The sequence below is a fragment of the Bradyrhizobium sp. ma5 genome, from assembly GCF_042258955.1.
GTDB lineage: Bacteria > Pseudomonadota > Alphaproteobacteria > Rhizobiales > Xanthobacteraceae > Bradyrhizobium.
Map to the genome: position 1 here is coordinate 6,665,611 of NZ_CP170156.1, position 16,163 is coordinate 6,681,773.

Annotated in this window: 15 protein-coding genes and 1 riboswitch; of the genes, 12 read left to right on the top strand and 3 right to left on the bottom strand. The window is 65.2% G+C overall.

Annotation, left to right across the window (positions count from 1 at the left end; genetic code table 11):
- Positions 1-343: 343 nt before the first annotated feature.
- From ACE103_RS31445 to ACE103_RS31460, 4 genes are all read left to right on the top strand, one after another.
- On the top strand, positions 344-1,315 hold the full coding sequence (locus tag ACE103_RS31445; protein ID WP_375776210.1) for an HlyD family secretion protein: 972 nt from the start codon (positions 344-346) through the stop codon (positions 1,313-1,315).
- Complete coding sequence (locus tag ACE103_RS31450; protein WP_375776211.1) at positions 1,312-3,663, top strand: ABC transporter permease; 2,352 nt, start codon at positions 1,312-1,314, stop codon at positions 3,661-3,663. Before ACE103_RS31445 ends, ACE103_RS31450 begins: the two co-directional genes overlap by 4 nt.
- Positions 3,650-4,618 (top strand): HlyD family secretion protein, encoded by a 969-nt coding sequence (locus tag ACE103_RS31455; protein ID WP_375776212.1) that lies wholly within the window; start codon positions 3,650-3,652, stop codon positions 4,616-4,618. The genes ACE103_RS31450 and ACE103_RS31455 overlap by 14 nt, the downstream gene beginning before the upstream one ends.
- 194 nt (positions 4,619-4,812) lie before the next feature.
- Positions 4,813-6,210: a glycerophosphodiester phosphodiesterase family protein gene (locus ACE103_RS31460; protein ID WP_375776213.1), complete on the top strand. Its 1,398-nt coding sequence runs from the start codon at positions 4,813-4,815 to the stop codon at positions 6,208-6,210.
- An 85-nt stretch (positions 6,211-6,295) separates the two neighbouring features.
- On the opposite strand, the gene ACE103_RS31465 is transcribed toward ACE103_RS31460, so the two are convergent.
- A complete protein-coding gene (locus ACE103_RS31465; protein WP_375776214.1) occupies positions 6,296-6,820 on the bottom strand; it encodes a PRC-barrel domain-containing protein in 525 nt (174 codons plus the stop codon).
- A 371-nt stretch (positions 6,821-7,191) separates the two neighbouring features.
- Positions 7,192-7,569: a PRC-barrel domain-containing protein gene (locus tag ACE103_RS31470; protein ID WP_375776215.1), complete on the bottom strand. Its 378-nt coding sequence runs from the start codon at positions 7,567-7,569 to the stop codon at positions 7,192-7,194.
- A gap of 286 nt (positions 7,570-7,855) precedes the next feature.
- Here ACE103_RS31470 and ACE103_RS31475 point away from each other — a divergent pair, with 286 nt between their 5' ends.
- Entirely contained in the window at positions 7,856-8,593 is a 738-nt protein-coding gene (locus ACE103_RS31475; protein ID WP_021079973.1) for a response regulator, read from the top strand.
- 2 nt (positions 8,594-8,595) lie between these two features.
- Entirely contained in the window at positions 8,596-9,951 is a 1,356-nt protein-coding gene (locus tag ACE103_RS31480) for an ATP-binding protein (RefSeq protein WP_223975350.1), read from the top strand.
- A gap of 46 nt (positions 9,952-9,997) precedes the next feature.
- Here the strand turns inward: ACE103_RS31480 and ACE103_RS31485 are convergent, their stop codons facing one another.
- The gene (locus tag ACE103_RS31485) at positions 9,998-10,192 is read right to left on the bottom strand and encodes a hypothetical protein (RefSeq protein WP_050403193.1); all 195 of its coding nucleotides are present in this window, start codon (positions 10,190-10,192) and stop codon (positions 9,998-10,000) included.
- A 377-nt stretch (positions 10,193-10,569) separates the two neighbouring features.
- On the opposite strand from ACE103_RS31485, the gene ACE103_RS31490 reads away from it, so the two are divergent.
- From ACE103_RS31490 to thiC, 6 genes are all read left to right on the top strand, one after another.
- Positions 10,570-11,109 (top strand): transglycosylase SLT domain-containing protein, encoded by a 540-nt coding sequence (locus tag ACE103_RS31490; RefSeq protein WP_375776216.1) that lies wholly within the window; start codon positions 10,570-10,572, stop codon positions 11,107-11,109.
- A 130-nt stretch (positions 11,110-11,239) separates the two neighbouring features.
- A riboswitch (TPP riboswitch) is annotated at positions 11,240-11,383 on the top strand.
- Positions 11,371-12,384 carry an FAD-dependent oxidoreductase gene (locus ACE103_RS31495; RefSeq protein ID WP_375776217.1) on the top strand — a complete coding sequence of 338 codons (1,014 nt, stop codon included), beginning with the start codon at positions 11,371-11,373 and terminating at the stop codon, positions 12,382-12,384. It overlaps the preceding riboswitch by 13 nt.
- On the top strand, positions 12,375-12,572 hold the full coding sequence (gene thiS, locus ACE103_RS31500; RefSeq protein ID WP_375776218.1) for a sulfur carrier protein ThiS: 198 nt from the start codon (positions 12,375-12,377) through the stop codon (positions 12,570-12,572). Before ACE103_RS31495 ends, thiS begins: the two co-directional genes overlap by 10 nt.
- Positions 12,573-12,739: 167 nt before the next feature.
- A complete protein-coding gene (locus tag ACE103_RS31505; protein WP_092116008.1) occupies positions 12,740-13,522 on the top strand; it encodes a thiazole synthase in 783 nt (260 codons plus the stop codon).
- Complete coding sequence (locus ACE103_RS31510; protein ID WP_375776219.1) at positions 13,509-14,117, top strand: thiamine phosphate synthase; 609 nt, start codon at positions 13,509-13,511, stop codon at positions 14,115-14,117. Before ACE103_RS31505 ends, ACE103_RS31510 begins: the two co-directional genes overlap by 14 nt.
- Positions 14,118-14,255: 138 nt before the next feature.
- A complete protein-coding gene (gene thiC / locus ACE103_RS31515) occupies positions 14,256-16,154 on the top strand; it encodes a phosphomethylpyrimidine synthase ThiC (RefSeq protein ID WP_375776220.1) in 1,899 nt (632 codons plus the stop codon).
- Positions 16,155-16,163: the final 9 nt, after the last annotated feature.

Below are 16,163 nucleotides of genomic sequence, written 5' to 3' on the forward strand. Positions count from 1 at the left end.
GCGACGGAACAGCTCGATATTCCTCGACAGTTCGAAAATCTCGGAATGATCGTGGTGGCGGGTGCGGCTGGAGGGTTCGATGCGCCCGCCATCTCCATCTGAGATGGACGCCACGCGCACGCGTCAGCGGCACCGGACGCGGTTGCTCCGGTCAAATTCGAGCCGGATCGGACAGGCTGGCGAGGTTGGCAGGATTTAACATCCACGCCATAGTGAATGACTATCCTGGTCGTGAGCCAATGTGGGGTCAGCTATGGACGTGTCACCTTCTGGTAACGAGAGCCGAAGCACGTCGGAGCCACCACAAGCAGCGCGCCAGGACAATGCGCACGCGGCAACGCGCATGCCGGCCATCATTGTCGGCGTGATTGCCGCGATCATCGTTGCGCTGTCGGTCTATTATCTGCTGCGGCCCGAGCCGCTGCTCGTGCAGGGCGAGGTCGATGCAACGCGGCTCGATATCGCCGCGCGCGTCGACGGACGGGTCAAGGACATCCCGGTCGAGCGCGGCCAGAACGTGGCGGCGGGCGCCGTGCTGGTGAAGATCGACAATCCGGAAACGCTGGCAAAGCAAGATCAGATGCGCGCCGCCAAGGCGGTCGCGGACGCCCAACTCGCCAACGTCCTGGTTGGAACGCGGGCGGAGACCATCGCCGCGCGGAAGGCGGAAATGGCGCGCGCGGAGGCCGCGCAGGTGCTGGCCCAGAAGACCTTCGACCGCGCCAAGACACTGACCGAGCAAGGCAACGCGCCGCAGGCGCGCCTCGACCAGACCACCGACGCGCTGCACGAAGCCGAGCGCGGGCTCGATCAGGCGAAATCGGCCTATGAGCAGGCGGTCAACGGCTACACCAAGGAAGAACGCGCGATCGCGAAAGCCAATGTCGAGAAAGCCGAAGCCGACATTCAGAGCGTCCAGTCGGTGATCGATCAGCTCGCGGTGTACGCGCCGGTCGCGGCGCAGGTCTATCAGCGCAACGTCGAGCCGGGCGAATTCGTGTCGCCGGGCGTGCCGCTGGTAACGCTGATCAATCTCGGCGATCTCTGGATCCATTTCGATCTGCGCGAGGATCTGGTGAAGGGCCTGAAGGTCGGCGACAAGTTCGACGTCCGCATTCCGGCGTTCGACGACCGCCATGTCACGGTCGAAGTCAAGCTGATCGCAACCAAGGGCGAATATGCGAGCTGGCGGGCGACCCGCGCCACCGGCGATTTCGACTTGCGGACATTCTCGATCCGGGCCTATCCGGTGCAGCCGGTGCCCGAGCTGCGGCCCGGCATGAGCGCCTATCTCGACTGGCGGTCGCGCCAATGAGACTGGCATCGCAGCCCGGATTCTGGCGGGTCGCACGGCGCGAGTGGCAGTGGCTGGCGCGCGACCGCGTGGCGCTGCTGCTGATCTTCGGCGTGCCCTTGTTTGCGTTCATGGTGCTTACCACCGTGTTCAGCCAGCCGGTGATCCGCGGGCTTGGGGTGACGATCGTCGACGCCGACAAGTCGGATGCCTCCCGCGTACTGACGCAGCTCGTGGCGGCGTCGCCGAACCTGAGAATCGTCGACGACTCCGGGTCGCTGTCGACCGCAGTGCACGACATCCGGTCCGGCAAGTCGATTTCGGCGATCTTCATCCCGCCGAATTTCGAACGCGACCTGCGGGCCGATCGCCGCCCGCAGGTGGTCGGCTTCTACAACCAGCAATTCCTGACCGCCGCCGGCATCGCGTCCTCAGGACTGAGCGACAGCCTGACTGCCGCGGCGAACGCCGGCGCGCCCGCCAGGCGCGCCGCCGCGGCGCCGGCCGCGATCGGCACGCTGAGCGCAGAGACCATCGCGCTGGTCAATCCGCAGAAGAACTACGCGCAGTTCCTGCTGCGCGCGCTGCTGCCGACCATCATCCATGTGGTGATCACCCTCGCCGCGGGCTATTCGGTCGGCTCCGAATTCCGCCGCCGCAACGCCCGCGAGTGGCTCGCAAGCGCCGGCGGCAATCCGGTCGCCGCGCTGGCCGGCAAACTGGCGCCGCTATTCTGCATCTTCGTCGTGATCATGCTGGCAGTGACGCTTGCGCTGGAGGGTGCGCTGCGAATCCCTTTCAAGGGCGACGTGCTGCTGATGATCGCGGCCGGCTCGCTCCTGATCATCGCCTATCTGTCGCTCGGCGCGCTGTTGCAGCTTCTGGTCGGCGACCTCGCAACGGGGCTGGGACTTGCCGGCCTGATCGCCTCCCCCGCCTTCGGCTATGCAGGTGTTGGCTTTCCGACCATCGGCATGAACACGTTCGCGCAGGTCTGGAGCGCGATCCTGCCGCTACGCTGGTACATGGCGGTCCTGATGGGACAGGCGGCGCGCGGGTTGCCGCCCTCGGAATCCGCCGTTCCCTTTGCGGCGCTCGCCGGCCTCACATTGCTGTTCGCCGGCCTCGCATGGCTGCGCATGGCGAGCCTCACGCACAGGGGCTGGTTCGAGACGGCGCGGCCCGCCGAAGAGCCGGCGAGTGAGCCAACACCGCCAGGCGTCGGCGGCGCGTTCCTGGCGGAGTGGCGGCGCGTGCTCGGAACGCGCAGCGCCTTCACTTTGCTGTTCTTGGCCCCCGTGATCTACGGCATCTATTATCCGCAACCCTATCTCAACCAGATCCTGCGCAAGCTGCCCGTCGCGATCGTCGACGACGATCTGAGCGAACTCTCCCGGCAGATCGTCGAGACGCTCGATGCCAGCGGAACGTTGAGCGTGACGGTCCGCGCCCGCACCCTCGCGGAGGCGCGCACCGCGATCGATCGCGGCGACGCGCTGGCCGCGATCCAGATTCCGCCGGGCACCGAGCGCGACGTGCTCAAGGGTCTGACGGCTCATATCCCGGTCTACGCCGACGCCACCTATCTGTTCGTCTTCAGATCGACCGCAAGCAGCGTCGCCACCGCGATCGGCACGCTGACATCGCAGCTGGCTTCGCGGGGTGCCCGTTCCGAGGGAAGTCTTGCCAAGGCAAGGCTGGCGAGCCTCAGCCCGGCCAACGTCCTGCTGCAACCGATCTTCAACCCGGTCGGCGGCTATGCGAGCTACATCGTCCCGGCGGCGTTCATCCTGATCCTGCAACAGACGCTGCTGATCGGCGCGGCGATGCTGACCGGCACGGCGCTGGCGAACTCGCGCAACACTGTTGCGAACTCTCGCAACTTGGTCGCGGGCGTGTTCGGGCGCGGCATTGCCCATCTGACCATCTATCTGCCGGCGCTCGCGCTCTATCTGATCGTGCTGCCGCGGATCTATGGTTTCTCGACGCTCGGGCATCTGCCGCAGATCTTCGCGCTGGCGACCGTCTTCCTGCTGGCGACGAGCTTCCTGGGACAGGCGATCGGCGCCTGGTTCACGCGGCCGGAGAACGCCACCATCCTGCTGCTGGCGACCAGCCTGCCGCAATTCTTCACCGCCGGCTTCGCGTGGCCGCGCGAGGCCATCCCTCCTGCGGCGACCGCGCTCGGGCGGCTGTTTCCGGCCGACTCGGCGATCGACGGCCTCGTGCGTATCAACCAGCTCGGCGCCAGCATCTGGGAGGTCTCGCATGACTGGCTCAGGCTGTGGTGCCTGGCGCTGGGCTATTTCGTGCTCGCCGTGATCTCCGCGCTGGTGTTCAAAAGAGGACAGCAAGATGCCCAACGCTAGGCGCGCAGCCATTGTCGCGATCCCGCTTGTGCTCGTCGCGGGTGCGTTGATCTACGCCGAGAGCCGCGCGACGCCTGTCCCCGCAATCGTCGGCGTGGTCCGCTCGACCGAGGTCAGGATCGAGCCGGAAGTGAACGGCCAGCTGGTGTCGATCGCGGTCGAGAAAGGCGCGCAAGTGCACGCCGGCAACGTCCTCGCCAAACTCTCAGCCGTCGAGCTGACCGCACAGGCGGACCAGGCGCGGGCCACGCTCGCCGCCGCGGTGGCGAGCCGCAACAACGTCTATGCCGGCGTACGCCGCGAGCAGGTCGACTCGCTGAAAGCCGCGATCTCCAAGGCCAATTCGCGCCTCGACTATGTGGAGACACAGCTCAAGCGGATCACCACCTTGGCGAGCCAGAGTTTTGAAACCCAGCAAGCGCTCGACCAGGCCGAGAACGACGTTGCCGCGGCGCGCGCCGGCGTGGCGGCGGAGGCAAATTACGATGCGGGTGTGGCGGGGCCGACCAAAGAGGAGCGCGCCATCGCCGACGCGCAAGTGCAGGCGGCTGCGGCCGCCGTCGCGGTGCTCGAGCGCCGTCTCGACAAGATGGTGCTGCGCGCACCGGTCGACGGCGTGGTCAGCGTGATCGCAGCGGAAGTGGGCGAGAACGTGCGCGCGGGTCAGCCGATCCTGATGATCGCGGCGGCCGGCAAGCAATGGCTGTCGTTCAATGTGCGCGAGGACCATCTCGACGGCCTCGCGATGGGCAAGACCGTGAGCGTGATACCGAACGGTTCCGGCGCCGCCGCCAAGGCTGCCATCACCGAATTGCGGCCGCTCGGGGTGTTCGCCACCTGGCAGGCCGAGCGCGTGATCGGCGATCACGACCGCAACACGCTGCGCCTGCGTCTCGACCCCGCAGGCGCAGCGGAAGGCCTCGAACCCGGCATGAGCGTCCGGATCGAACGTTGACGCGCACAACGCCCGGCCGCGAGCCGCGATGAGGTGCGCCCTCCGGCGCGTCGCGGAAGCTTGTGTCTGCCTTCCTCGCCGAATAGTCATCGGACTGTCAGAAGATTGCGACAAAGAAGACAACAGCGGCGGCCCTACGCGGCTCGGCCCTTACGGCATCGCCCCGATGCCACGCAAAAGATGGAGACTTGGCCGTGAGGCAGATTCGTTCGCGACGGAAGATGCATGTTGGCGCGATGCTGCTCGGCGCGGCGGCTTTGGCGGTGCTGCTGCCGTCGATGGCATCAGCGCAAACCGGCCCGGCGCCGGCCGGCGCAAAACCCTTCCTGACCGTCGACGGCAAGCTGCCGCTCGTGATCGGGCATCGCGGCGTGCCGGGCCTCGTGCCCGAAGAGACCGAGGCCTCGTATGAGCTAGCTGCCGACCTCGGCACCGACGCGCTCGAAGAGGATCTGCATCTGACCAAGGATTGCGTGCTGGTGGCACGCCACAATCCATGGCTCGGCGACAACACCAACGTTGCCGAAGTGGCGAAGACCAATGCGGAAGTCGCGAAACGCAAGCGCACGGCGCCGGGCGTTGCCGTCAAGGTGAAATGGGCGCAAACACCGACCAGCGGGCCGGCCGAATATCCCACCGACCTGATCGATCCGGCGGATCCCAAATCGGTGCTGAAAGCACTGATCGTCGACGGCGACGACCACACCAATGATTGGTCGATCACCGATTTTACCATGGACGAGCTCAAGAGCTGGATCGCCGGCACCACCTATGATGCGGCCAACGAACGGCCAAAACTGTTCAACGGCAAGTTTCCGATCATCAGCTTCCAGGACATCATCGACATCGCCAAAGCCAAGAGCAAGGCGACGGGACGTTCGATCGCGGTCTATCCGGAAACCAAGAATCCGACCTGGAACAATGCCCAGGCCATCGCCAACGGCTGCGGCGCGCCCGGCAGCCACCCGCTCGAGGATGCCCTGATCAAGATCATCAAGGAGAACGGCCTCAATGCGAAGGACGCGCCGATCATCGTGCAGAGCTTCGAGCCCGGCAGCCTGAAATATATGCGCAGTCATGGACTGGAAACCCGGCAGGTCCAGCTGATCGACGGCAACGGCGTCGACTTCAAGACCGGCAAGGTGCTGCTCAACAACATCGCCAATTCCCGCCCGTACGACTGGACGGTCGCAGGCGACGGCCGCACCTTCGATGCGATGCTGACGCCCGCGGGCCTCGCCGAGATCAAGACCTATGCCGACGGCATCGGTCCGTGGAAGGCTTACATCGTCCCCTACAAGGTCTCACCGTGGAAGGACAGCAACACCGACGGCAAGCCCTACAAGGGATCGACGGCAGAGGCTACGACGCAAGAACCAACCAGCGTCATTGCCGACGCGCACAAGCTCGGCCTGTTCGTGCATGTCTTCACGTTCCGGAACGAGAAGAAATACCTGGCTGCCGACTATCGCGGCGACCCGGGCCTGGAATATCTGAAGTTCTTCCGTCTCGGCGTGGACGGGGTCTTCACGGATTTCACCCACACCGGCGTCGCCGCCCGCGCGGCGTACTTGCGCGAACTGGGCTGGTAAAAACAGGCGCAGATTTCTTGCACCTTGCGACAAAATGCGCCCGGCATCGCCGGGCGCATTCGTCTTTCAGGCAACGCAATGCGCGTTACTCGGTCGCGTATTTGAACTCGGGCATCGCCTTCAGCTCATCCTTGGTCGCGCTGAACACCGCGTGATCCGGATACCAGGGATTAGGCTTCGACGCCGCCGCGGCGGGCGCTGCGCCCGTGGTGGTCGTCTTGCTGGTGCTGCCGGCGCTGGTGTTCGAGGCGCCGGTGTAGGCGACCGGCTCACTTGCGAATTTCACCTTGTCGAGCGGCACGGCGACCAGATGCTCGCCGACGCCAAGGAAGCCGCCGACGCCGATCACGACAGCCTTGATGGCGCCGCCCTTGTCCATCAGGAGATCGTTGATCGAGCCGACGCTCTCGTTCTTGTCGTTGTACACGCTGAGGCCGACGACCTTCGACGCGCGCCAGTCGCCATGATACGAGGTCGCCGACGTGGTCGACGTTGTCGTCGACGCCGCAGGAGACATCTTGTCGCCCTTGTCGGTGGGTGTCTGTGCAATCGCGACGGTTGCAAGCAAGGCGGAGCCGGCCACGCCGGCGATGATGGATCTAACCAACATTGTTGCGCTCTCCTCAGTTCGCAAAATCGATGCTGGGAGAACCCGTGGTTTGCGTGACCGTTCCTAATGCGCCTGCGGTCAAAAGCCGCCCCGATGCTTGGGAACACCATGCTGGCAACGCGATGGAAGCGATGCGGCAAGTCCGAGGATTGCGCACCGCATGGAACGTTGCGGTCCTTGACGAAAACGACCGCGATCTCTCAAGTGGGTTGCGGTTGAAGCCTCACGACTGCGCCGGGCGCGCAGTCCCCGATGTGACGATGGTTGGCTCACTAAGTCGTCCCGGCGAACCGCGCTTGCGCAAAATCATCCGCACGCGCACCTCGCAGCGCGCCCCGCATCACGAAAGCCGATCGAGCGCGATGTGCCGTTCAGAAGCCGCCCCAATAGGGCGGCACGCCGTAGAAGCGATGCAGCTCGACTTCCTGCGAGCGGTCGCCCCAATCGAATTCCTTGTCGGCACGGAACGACGGCGCGCGCTTCAATTCATCATCCTCGATGTCGAGTTCGTAGGCCTCGAACTTCGTATTGTAGTGCAGCCGGCCCCACGGCAGCGGAAGCAGATTGGTTCCGATCCCGAGGAAACCGCCGAAGCTCAGCACCGCGTACGACACCTTGCCAGAGACCTTGTCGATCATCAGCCGCTCGATATGGCCGATCATGTCGCCATTGGCCCGGCGCACCGCCGTCCCCTCGACGCGATCGCTTGCAATGAGCTGATGCGGCCTTGCCATGACCTCGACAGCCATCTCACCCTCCTGGCCTGAAAGAGAAACAACGCGTCGCCTGGGAACGGGTTCCGGCGCTGGATATGACAGCCGCCCTACCCTTTTCCGGGCGGCCCTGGCGCCACGGACCCGACGTGCGGCATCGGAAACTTCCGCCCGTATTTCAACGGATTAGGCTTGATGACAGAACGATAACTTTTCTCCACAGCGCCGACCTGTTAACTCGTTATGCTGGGCAAGATTCCAGAAATGCACTGAAACAAAATTCCTGAGCCGCTTCCCCCGAATCACGGACAAAAGAGTCGGTATGACCCAGGCTGCGCCCAATATCCTCGTCGTCGAGGACGACCGCGAAACGCGGTCTCTCATCGCAAAATATCTCCGCACCAATTCCTGCCATGTCACGACCGCATCCGACGGCCGCGAGATGGCCAAGGCCATGACCGACCACCGCGTGGATCTGCTGGTGCTCGACGTCATGCTGCCGGGCGAGGACGGCCTCAGCCTGTGCCGCAAGGTACGCGCGGAGTCGCAGACGCCGATCATCATGCTGACCGCGCGCGGCGAGGACGTCGACCGCATCCTCGGCCTCGAGATGGGCGCCGACGACTATTTGGCCAAGCCGTTCAACCCGCGCGAGCTGCTGGCGCGGATCAACGCGGTGCTGCGCCGGCAGGCCGCGGCGCGCAACGCCAGCGCGATCGAGGGCGCGACCACGCTGACCTTCCTCGGCTGGCGCATCGACATCCGCCTGCGCGAGCTGCGCAACCCCGAGGGGGCGCGCGTCGCCATGACCAGCGCCGAGTTCGACCTGCTGCGCACCTTCTGCGAACGGCCCGGCCGCGTGCTGTCGCGCGACAGCCTGCTCGACCTGACGCAAGGCCGCAGCGCCGGCTCGTTCGAGCGTTCGATCGACGTGCTGGTCAGCCGTATCCGACGCAAGATCGAGCCCGATCCGCAGGAAGCCACCATGATCAAGACGGTGCGTTCCGGCGGCTATGTGTTCACTCCGAGGGTGGAGGCGGTTGCCGCCACGAGCAACTGACCATGAAGCTGCTGCGCGTGCTGAGTCTGCGGGGGATCGGCGCCCAGATGGCGGCGCTGGTCGTCGTCTCGATCGTCGCGCTGCACCTGATCATCACCGCCACCTTCCTGATTCATCGGCCGGACCGGCCGGAGCCGTCCGATCGCTGGCACACCCAGCTCGCCGCCGCCGCGCAACTGCTCGGGCACGCGCCGGCATCGGAGCGGCCGCGGCTCCAGGCCGACGTCATCAGAGCCTTCCCGCAGCTTGCGATCGCTGACTTCACGTCCGATACCGGCGCCCTCACCGAGACCGACCCGCCGAGCCTGCACGCGCTGCGCCGGCTCGGGGCCGGCTATCACGTCTACTCTCTGCCGCGCGAGGCGGGCGGCACGCCGCATGACAACGAGATTCGCCGCGTCGCGATCCGCCTTCCCGACGGCAGCATGTTCGCCGCGAACCTGATGCCGGACCAGCACATGCGGCCGTTCTGGGGCGGGCCATGGATGATGACGGTGCTGTTCGCCGTCATCAGCGTCACCCTGCTCGGCCTGTGGGCGGCGTGGGCGCTGACGGCGCCGCTATCATCCTTCGTCAAGGCCGCGGAGACCTTCAGCCTGAGCGGCGCTGCCGCGCCGCTGCCCGAACGCGGCCCCGAGGAGATCCGCTCGCTGGCCAAGGCGCTGAACCGGATGCGCGAGCGCATCACGGCATTGATCGACGATCGCACCAAGATGCTGGCTGCGATCAGCCACGACCTGCGCACGCCGATCACGCGGATGCGGCTGCGCGCCGAATTCATCGAGGACGAGACCCATCGCCACCGCATGCTGCGCGACCTCGACCAGATGCGCTCGATGCTGGAATCGGTGCTGTCGTTCCTGCGCAACGACCGCAAGCTCGAGGAGATGACGCTGGTCGACATCGCAAGCACGCTGCACCTCGTCACCGACCAGTTCGCCGACATGGGACACAAGGTCAGCTACGAAGGTCCGCAGCACGCGATGGCGACCGCGCGGCCGGCCGACCTGCATCGCAGCATCACCAATCTGGTCGACAATGCCGTGCGCTTCGGCGGCGAAGTTGCCGTTCGCCTCGACGTCAAGCCGGATCGCCTCGTCATCGACATCGAGGATGACGGCCCCGGCATTTCGGACGCGCACAAGGCCAGCGTGCTGGAGCCGTTCGTGCGCGGCGACCAGGCGCGCAACATGGATGAGGCCGAAGGCTTTGGCCTTGGCCTGTCGATTGCCAACGCCATCGTGCTCGCGCATGGCGGCACGCTGTCGCTGCACGATCGCAAGCCGCACGGGCTCGTGGTCCGGATCGAACTGCCGGCGCGGCAGCAGCAATTGCAGCCGCGGAAATCCGCAGCCTGATCAGCTGGAGCTGATCGGCGACGAAGCGGACCGATAACCTAAAGCATCAGGCGGCGAGCGGCGTGAGCTGCGCTGTGTCGTAGATCGCGATGGCCTCGAAGCGGTAATTGCAGGCGCGGCAATTCCACAGGAACGACGTGCGCCCCTCGCTGTGCTCCACCCAATCGGGCCGGGCGATCGGCTTGCCGCATTGCGCGCAGGGATTTTCGCGAGGCATATAGCCGGTGTCCTGACGGACCATGGCGCATCTCCCGAATGTTGTTTCTTGCGTGCTTTTGAATGGACAGACGTGCTGACTCAACACGCTCGCTGTCGGCGACGAGTGTAAACCTTCATCGCGTCGTTTGCACGACAATCCGCTGTGGATAGTGTGCAGCAAAAGGCGGGCGAGAAAATCGTAGAAGAAAATCGGACGCAAAGACAATTTTCAGCTGACACGATTGAAGCAAACAATTTGAAGCATCTGTCTGCGCATAAGCGTCGTCCGCTTCTTCCGCACCCGGACAATCACGGACGCAGAACGTTCGCTGATGCGAAGGTTTTGCCACATTCCTGCCCGCTCGCCGTACCAATGAGACCGCAGAACCGACGCGCGTTTGATCACCCGGGCAACCCGAGATGAAGATCCTTCAGAGCCTTAGCTGCCTTGCCGCCGCGATTGCGGTGCTGGCGTCCTGCGCCGGTGCGCATGCACAATCGCGGGCGCAATATGAGGCGATGGTGGCGGCCGAAGCCCAGGCCAATTTGGTGCCGGAAGAGCTGGTGCATCGCGTCATCGTGCGCGAGAGCAAGTACCATCCGCAGCTGATCGGGCGCGGCGGCGCCATCGGGATGATGCAGATCAAGCTCGCGACCGCCCGCGGGGTCGGCTACACGGGTACCGCCGAAGGGCTGCGCGACGCCGCGACCAACCTAAAATACGGCGTCAAATACCTCGCGGGCGCCTATCGCGCCGCCAATGGTGATTTCAACCGGGCCGTGCGTTATTTCGCGGGCGGGTATTACTACGTCGCAAAGCGGCAGCGCGGCGGTCACCTCAAGGAGGCGATCCATGGCGGCGCAGGTGCGCCACCGAAGGAGCTCGCCAAGCAGGACCTGATGCCGGACCAAATGTCGGCCGATACCGCCGAGCCGAAGCCGGAACTCGCTCCCAAATAGCTGCTTGCGTGTCCCGGACGCGGCGCACCGCTGTCGCGCTGCGCTGCTTTCGGAGCACGAGCGCCCTGCGCCCACCGCGGTGCCGCTCCTGGCATACAAGTTGACACGTCCGCCCATCCGCCTACATTAGGGGCGTTCCGAGGGGTGCTCCGAAGGAGGAGCTGAGATACCGCAAGCTTGGACTTCGCCATCACGACGATCAGTTCGGGACCGCGGTGACCCTTTGAACCTGATCCGGGTCATGCCGGCGAAGGGACAGGGATGTATCAGACGTCACGACTGCGGGGGGATTCCCCCGTCTCCATCATCGGCGCAGGCATAACCGGCGCCTGGCATGCGTTGCTGCTCGCAGAGGCCGGACGTGCGGTCACCCTGCATGAGCGCAGTGACGCCGCGATGACGCAATCCACAAGCCACTTCGCCGGCGGTATGCTGGCGCCGTGGTGCGAGGCAGAGGCCTCCGAGCCGGTGATCTCGCGGCTCGGCATCCGCTCGCTGGACCTCTGGCGGCAGCATCTTCCGGAAACGGCGTTCAACGGCTCGCTAGTGGTGGCGCATCCGCGCGACCGCGCCGATTTCGAGCGCTTTGCGCGCCTCACGTCAGGTTATCGCCGGCTCGACGCCGAGGGCGTCCGCGAACTCGAACCGTCGCTCGAGGGCCGCTTCGGTAGTGGCCTGTTCTATCCCGACGAGGGTCATGTCGAGCCGCGCCGCGTGCTGCCGCGGCTGCATGCCGCGATCGCCAAAGCCGGCGGCGACATCAAATTCGGCAGCGACGCCGAGGCTGACGATCTCGACGGCCTCGTGATCGACTGCCGCGGTCTTGCCGCGCGCGACCGCGAACCGAATTTGCGCGGCGTCAAGGGCGAGATGATCGTCATCGAGACCGCGGAAGTCGAATTGTTGCGCCCGGTGCGGCTGATCCATCCGCGCTGGCCGCTTTACGTGATCCCGCGCGGCGACGGCCGCTTCATGCTGGGGGCGACCTCGATCGAGGCCGAGGACAACGGCGTCAGCGTGCGCTCGGCGCTCGAGCTGCTAGGGGCCGCCTATGTGGTGCATCCAGCGTTCGGCGAGGCGCGCATCGTCGAATTCGGCGCCGGCCTGCGCCCGGCCTTTCCGGACAATCTGCCCAAGATCAAAATCGAGCAGGAACGCATCACGGTGAACGGGCTCTACCGTCACGGCTTCCTGCTGGCGCCGGCGCTGGCCGAGCTGACGCTCGCCTATCTGTCGCGCGGCGAAATCGACAATGAGGTGATGCAATGCGCGTGATCGTGAACGGCGAGCAGCGGGAGATCAACGCCGCCAGCGTCGACGCGCTGCTGGCCGAGCTCGACTACGAGGGCACGCATTTCGCGATCGCAGTGAATTACGACGTGGTGCCGAAGGGGCGCTGGGCCGACACCGCGCTCAAGGCCGGCGACGAGATCGAGATCATCACGCCGCGGCAGGGAGGGTGATGTGAATTTGTTCGCGCGCTCCCTCCCCTCGTCGTCCCGGCGAAAGCCGGGACCCATAACCACGACCGGTAATTATCGGAAAGAACGTCGCCCAGCGCGCCACATTGAAGGGCCGCGGCGTATGGGTCCGGCCTTCGCCGGGACGACGGCATAGTGTGAGGAGACACATGGTCACCTTCTACGGCAAATCCTTCCCCTCGCGCCTCTTGATCGGCACGGCGCTGTATGCCTCGCCTGCGATCATGCAGGGCGCGATCCGCGCCTCGGGCGCCAGCATCGTCACGGTGTCGCTGCGCCGAGAAGCCGCCGGCGGCAAGACCGGCGACGCGTTCTGGGCGCTGATCCGCGAGCTCGGCGTCACCGTGCTGCCCAACACCGCAGGCTGCCGCAGCGTGCGCGAGGCGGTCACCACCGCAAAGCTCGCGCGCGAATTGTTCGGCACGCCCTGGATCAAGCTCGAGGTGATCGCCGACAACGACACGCTGCAGCCCGACGTGGTCGGCCTGGTCGAGGCCGCCACCATCCTGATCAAGGACGGCTTTGAAGTGTTCCCCTATTGCACCGAGGATTTCTCGGTCGCCTCGCGGCTGGTCGAGGCCGGCTGCAAGGTGGTGATGCCGTGGGCCGCGCCAATAGGAAGTGCGAAAGGCATCACCAACCGCGATGCGCTGAAGCTTTTGCGCGACCGCCTGCCCGACATCACGCTGGTGGTCGATGCGGGCTTGGGCGCGCCGTCGCATGCCGCCGAAGCGCTCGAGCTCGGCTACGACGCCGTGCTGCTCAACACCGCGGTGGCGAAAGCCGCCGATCCGGTTGCGATGGCCAACGCCTTCCGGCTCGGCGTCGAGGCCGGCCGTACCGCCTATGAAGCCGGGCTGATGGAAGCCCGCGACTTCGCTTCCCCTTCCACCCCTGTCGTTGGGACCCCGTTCTGGCATGCCGTATCCTGATCCGTTCTATCCCGTCGTCGACAGCGTCAAGTGGGTCGAGCGACTGACCAAGCTCGGCGTCGGCACCATCCAGCTCCGCGCCAAAGAGCTCGACGATGCCGAGGCGCTGCAGATCGTCACCGACGCGCTGGCCGTGACCAAGGGCACGGGCACGAAACTCGTGGTCAACGATTATTGGCGCGCGGCTGTTGTCGCCGGCGCCGAGCATCTGCATCTCGGCCAGGAAGACCTCGCTGACGCCGACCTCGCCGAGATCCGCAAAGCAAAACTCACGCTCGGCGTCTCCACGCACGACGATGCCGAACTCGACGCCGCGCTCGCGGCGAAACCCGACTATGTCGCGCTCGGCCCTATCTTCTTCACCACTTTGAAGTCGATGCGGTTCGCGCCGCAAGGCATTCCGAAGATCACCGAGTGGAAGAAGCGGATCGGCGCGATTCCGCTGGTCGCGATCGGCGGCATCAAGTTCGAGCACGCCGCCGAGATCTTCGCCGCCGGCGCCGATTCGATCGCCGTGGTCAGTGACGTCACCCAGAACGCCGACCCCGACGCGCGGGTGCGGCAATGGCTCGGCATCCGTGCGGAGGCCGCGTGATGGCCACCAATCTCACCACCGTCATTGCGAGGAGCGCAAGCGACGAAGCAATCCATTCCTCCGCTTGCGGGACCATGGATTGCTTCGCTGCGCTCGCAATGACGAATTCAACTGACACGAATTAAACCGGAGGATCCCATGAACATCCGCTCCAACCCCGACACCACGCTCCCCGCCGTCACCACCGGCTCGTTGCCCTCCTCGCGCAAGATCTTTGCGACCCCGGAGGCCGCGCCCGACATCCGCGTTCCCTTGCGCGAGATCATCCTGTCCGAGGGCGCCGGCGAGCCGAACCTGCCGGTCTATGACACCTCGGGCCCCTACACCGATCCGGCCGTAACGATCGACGTCAACAGCGGCCTGTCGCGCAATCGCCTCGCCTGGGTCAAGGAGCGCGGCGGCGTCGAGGAGTATGTCGGCCGCGACATCAAGCCGGAGGACAACGGCAATGTCGGCGCATCGCACGCCGCCAAGGCGTTCACCGCGCACCACAAGCCGCTGCGCGGCCTCGACGGCCACAAGATCACCCAGCTCGAATTCGCCCGCGCCGGCATCATCACCAAGGAGATGATCTACGTCGCCGAACGCGAGAATCTCGGCCGCAAGCAGCAGCTCGAACGCGCTGAGGCAGCGCTTGCCGACGGCGAGAGCTTTGGCGCGGAGGTCCCCGCCTTCATCACGCCGGAATTCGTCCGCAGCGAGATCGCGCGCGGCCGCGCCATCATCCCCTCCAACATCAACCATGCCGAGCTCGAGCCGATGATCATCGGCCGCAACTTCCTGACCAAGATCAACGCCAATATCGGCAACTCGGCGGTGACCTCGTCGGTCGAGGAAGAGGTCGACAAGATGGTGTGGGCGATCCGCTGGGGCGCCGACACCGTGATGGACCTCTCGACGGGGCGCAACATCCACACCACCCGCGAATGGATTTTGCGCAACTCGCCGGTGCCGATCGGCACCGTTCCCATTTATCAGGCGCTGGAGAAGTGCGAAGGCGATCCCGTCAAGCTGACCTGGGAGCTCTACAAGGACACCCTGATCGAGCAGTGCGAACAGGGCGTCGACTATTTCACGATCCACGCCGGCGTACGCCTCTCCTATATCCACCTCACCGCGAACCGCGTCACCGGCATCGTGTCGCGCGGCGGCTCGATCATGGCGAAGTGGTGCCTCGCGCATCACAAGGAGAGCTTCCTCTACACACATTTCGACGAGATCTGCGACCTCATGCGCAAGTATGACGTCTCGTTCTCGCTCGGCGATGGCCTGCGCCCCGGCTCGATCGCCGACGCGAACGATCGCGCGCAGTTTGCCGAACTGGAGACACTCGGCGAGCTGACAAAAATCGCGTGGGACAAGGGCTGCCAGGTCATGATCGAGGGCCCCGGCCACGTGCCGATGCACAAGATCAAGATCAACATGGACAAGCAGCTCAAGGAATGCGGCGAGGCGCCGTTCTACACCCTCGGACCGCTGACCACCGACATCGCACCGGGCTATGACCACATCACCTCGGGCATTGGCGCCGCGATGATCGGCTGGTTCGGCTGCGCGATGCTCTGCTACGTCACGCCGAAGGAGCATCTCGGCCTGCCTGATCGTAACGACGTCAAGGTCGGCGTCATCACCTACAAGATCGCGGCCCACGCCTCCGATCTCGCCAAGGGCCACCCCGCCGCGCAGCTCCGCGACGATGCGCTCAGCCGCGCCCGGTTCGACTTCCGCTGGCAGGACCAGTTCAACCTCGGTCTCGATCCCGAGACCGCGAAGAACTTCCACGACGAGACCCTGCCGAAGGAAGCCCACAAGGTCGCGCATTTCTGCTCGATGTGCGGCCCGAAGTTCTGCTCGATGAAGATCACCCAGGACGTTCGCGACTACGCCGCGACACTGAACGATCCGACCGGCGTCGGCGCGTCGATCTCAGGCACCATCGAGGACGGCATGGCGACGATGAGCGCCAAGTTCAAGGAGATGGGCGAGAACCTGTATCTCGACGCGGAGAAGGTGAAGGAGAGCAACAGAGTGTTGTGAGACTACAGT

Excerpts from the sequence above, each read along its gene's own strand:
- ACE103_RS31445 (WP_375776210.1), top strand. The coding sequence starts at position 344 with ATGCCGGCCATCATTGTCGGCGTGATTGCCGCGATCATCGTTGCGCTG.
- ACE103_RS31450 (WP_375776211.1), top strand. The coding sequence starts at position 1,312 with ATGAGACTGGCATCGCAGCCCGGATTCTGGCGGGTCGCACGGCGCGAG.
- ACE103_RS31455 (WP_375776212.1), top strand. The coding sequence starts at position 3,650 with ATGCCCAACGCTAGGCGCGCAGCCATTGTCGCGATCCCGCTTGTGCTC.
- ACE103_RS31465 (WP_375776214.1), bottom strand. The coding sequence starts at position 6,820 with ATGTTGGTTAGATCCATCATCGCCGGCGTGGCCGGCTCCGCCTTGCTT.
- ACE103_RS31470 (WP_375776215.1), bottom strand. The coding sequence starts at position 7,569 with ATGGCTGTCGAGGTCATGGCAAGGCCGCATCAGCTCATTGCAAGCGAT.
- ACE103_RS31475 (WP_021079973.1), top strand. The coding sequence starts at position 7,856 with ATGACCCAGGCTGCGCCCAATATCCTCGTCGTCGAGGACGACCGCGAA.
- ACE103_RS31480 (WP_223975350.1), top strand. The coding sequence starts at position 8,596 with ATGAAGCTGCTGCGCGTGCTGAGTCTGCGGGGGATCGGCGCCCAGATG.
- ACE103_RS31485 (WP_050403193.1), bottom strand. The coding sequence starts at position 10,192 with ATGGTCCGTCAGGACACCGGCTATATGCCTCGCGAAAATCCCTGCGCG.
- ACE103_RS31490 (WP_375776216.1), top strand. The coding sequence starts at position 10,570 with ATGAAGATCCTTCAGAGCCTTAGCTGCCTTGCCGCCGCGATTGCGGTG.
- ACE103_RS31495 (WP_375776217.1), top strand. The coding sequence starts at position 11,371 with ATGTATCAGACGTCACGACTGCGGGGGGATTCCCCCGTCTCCATCATC.
- thiS (WP_375776218.1), top strand. The coding sequence starts at position 12,375 with ATGCGCGTGATCGTGAACGGCGAGCAGCGGGAGATCAACGCCGCCAGC.
- ACE103_RS31505 (WP_092116008.1), top strand. The coding sequence starts at position 12,740 with ATGGTCACCTTCTACGGCAAATCCTTCCCCTCGCGCCTCTTGATCGGC.
- ACE103_RS31510 (WP_375776219.1), top strand. The coding sequence starts at position 13,509 with ATGCCGTATCCTGATCCGTTCTATCCCGTCGTCGACAGCGTCAAGTGG.
- thiC (WP_375776220.1), top strand. The coding sequence starts at position 14,256 with ATGAACATCCGCTCCAACCCCGACACCACGCTCCCCGCCGTCACCACC.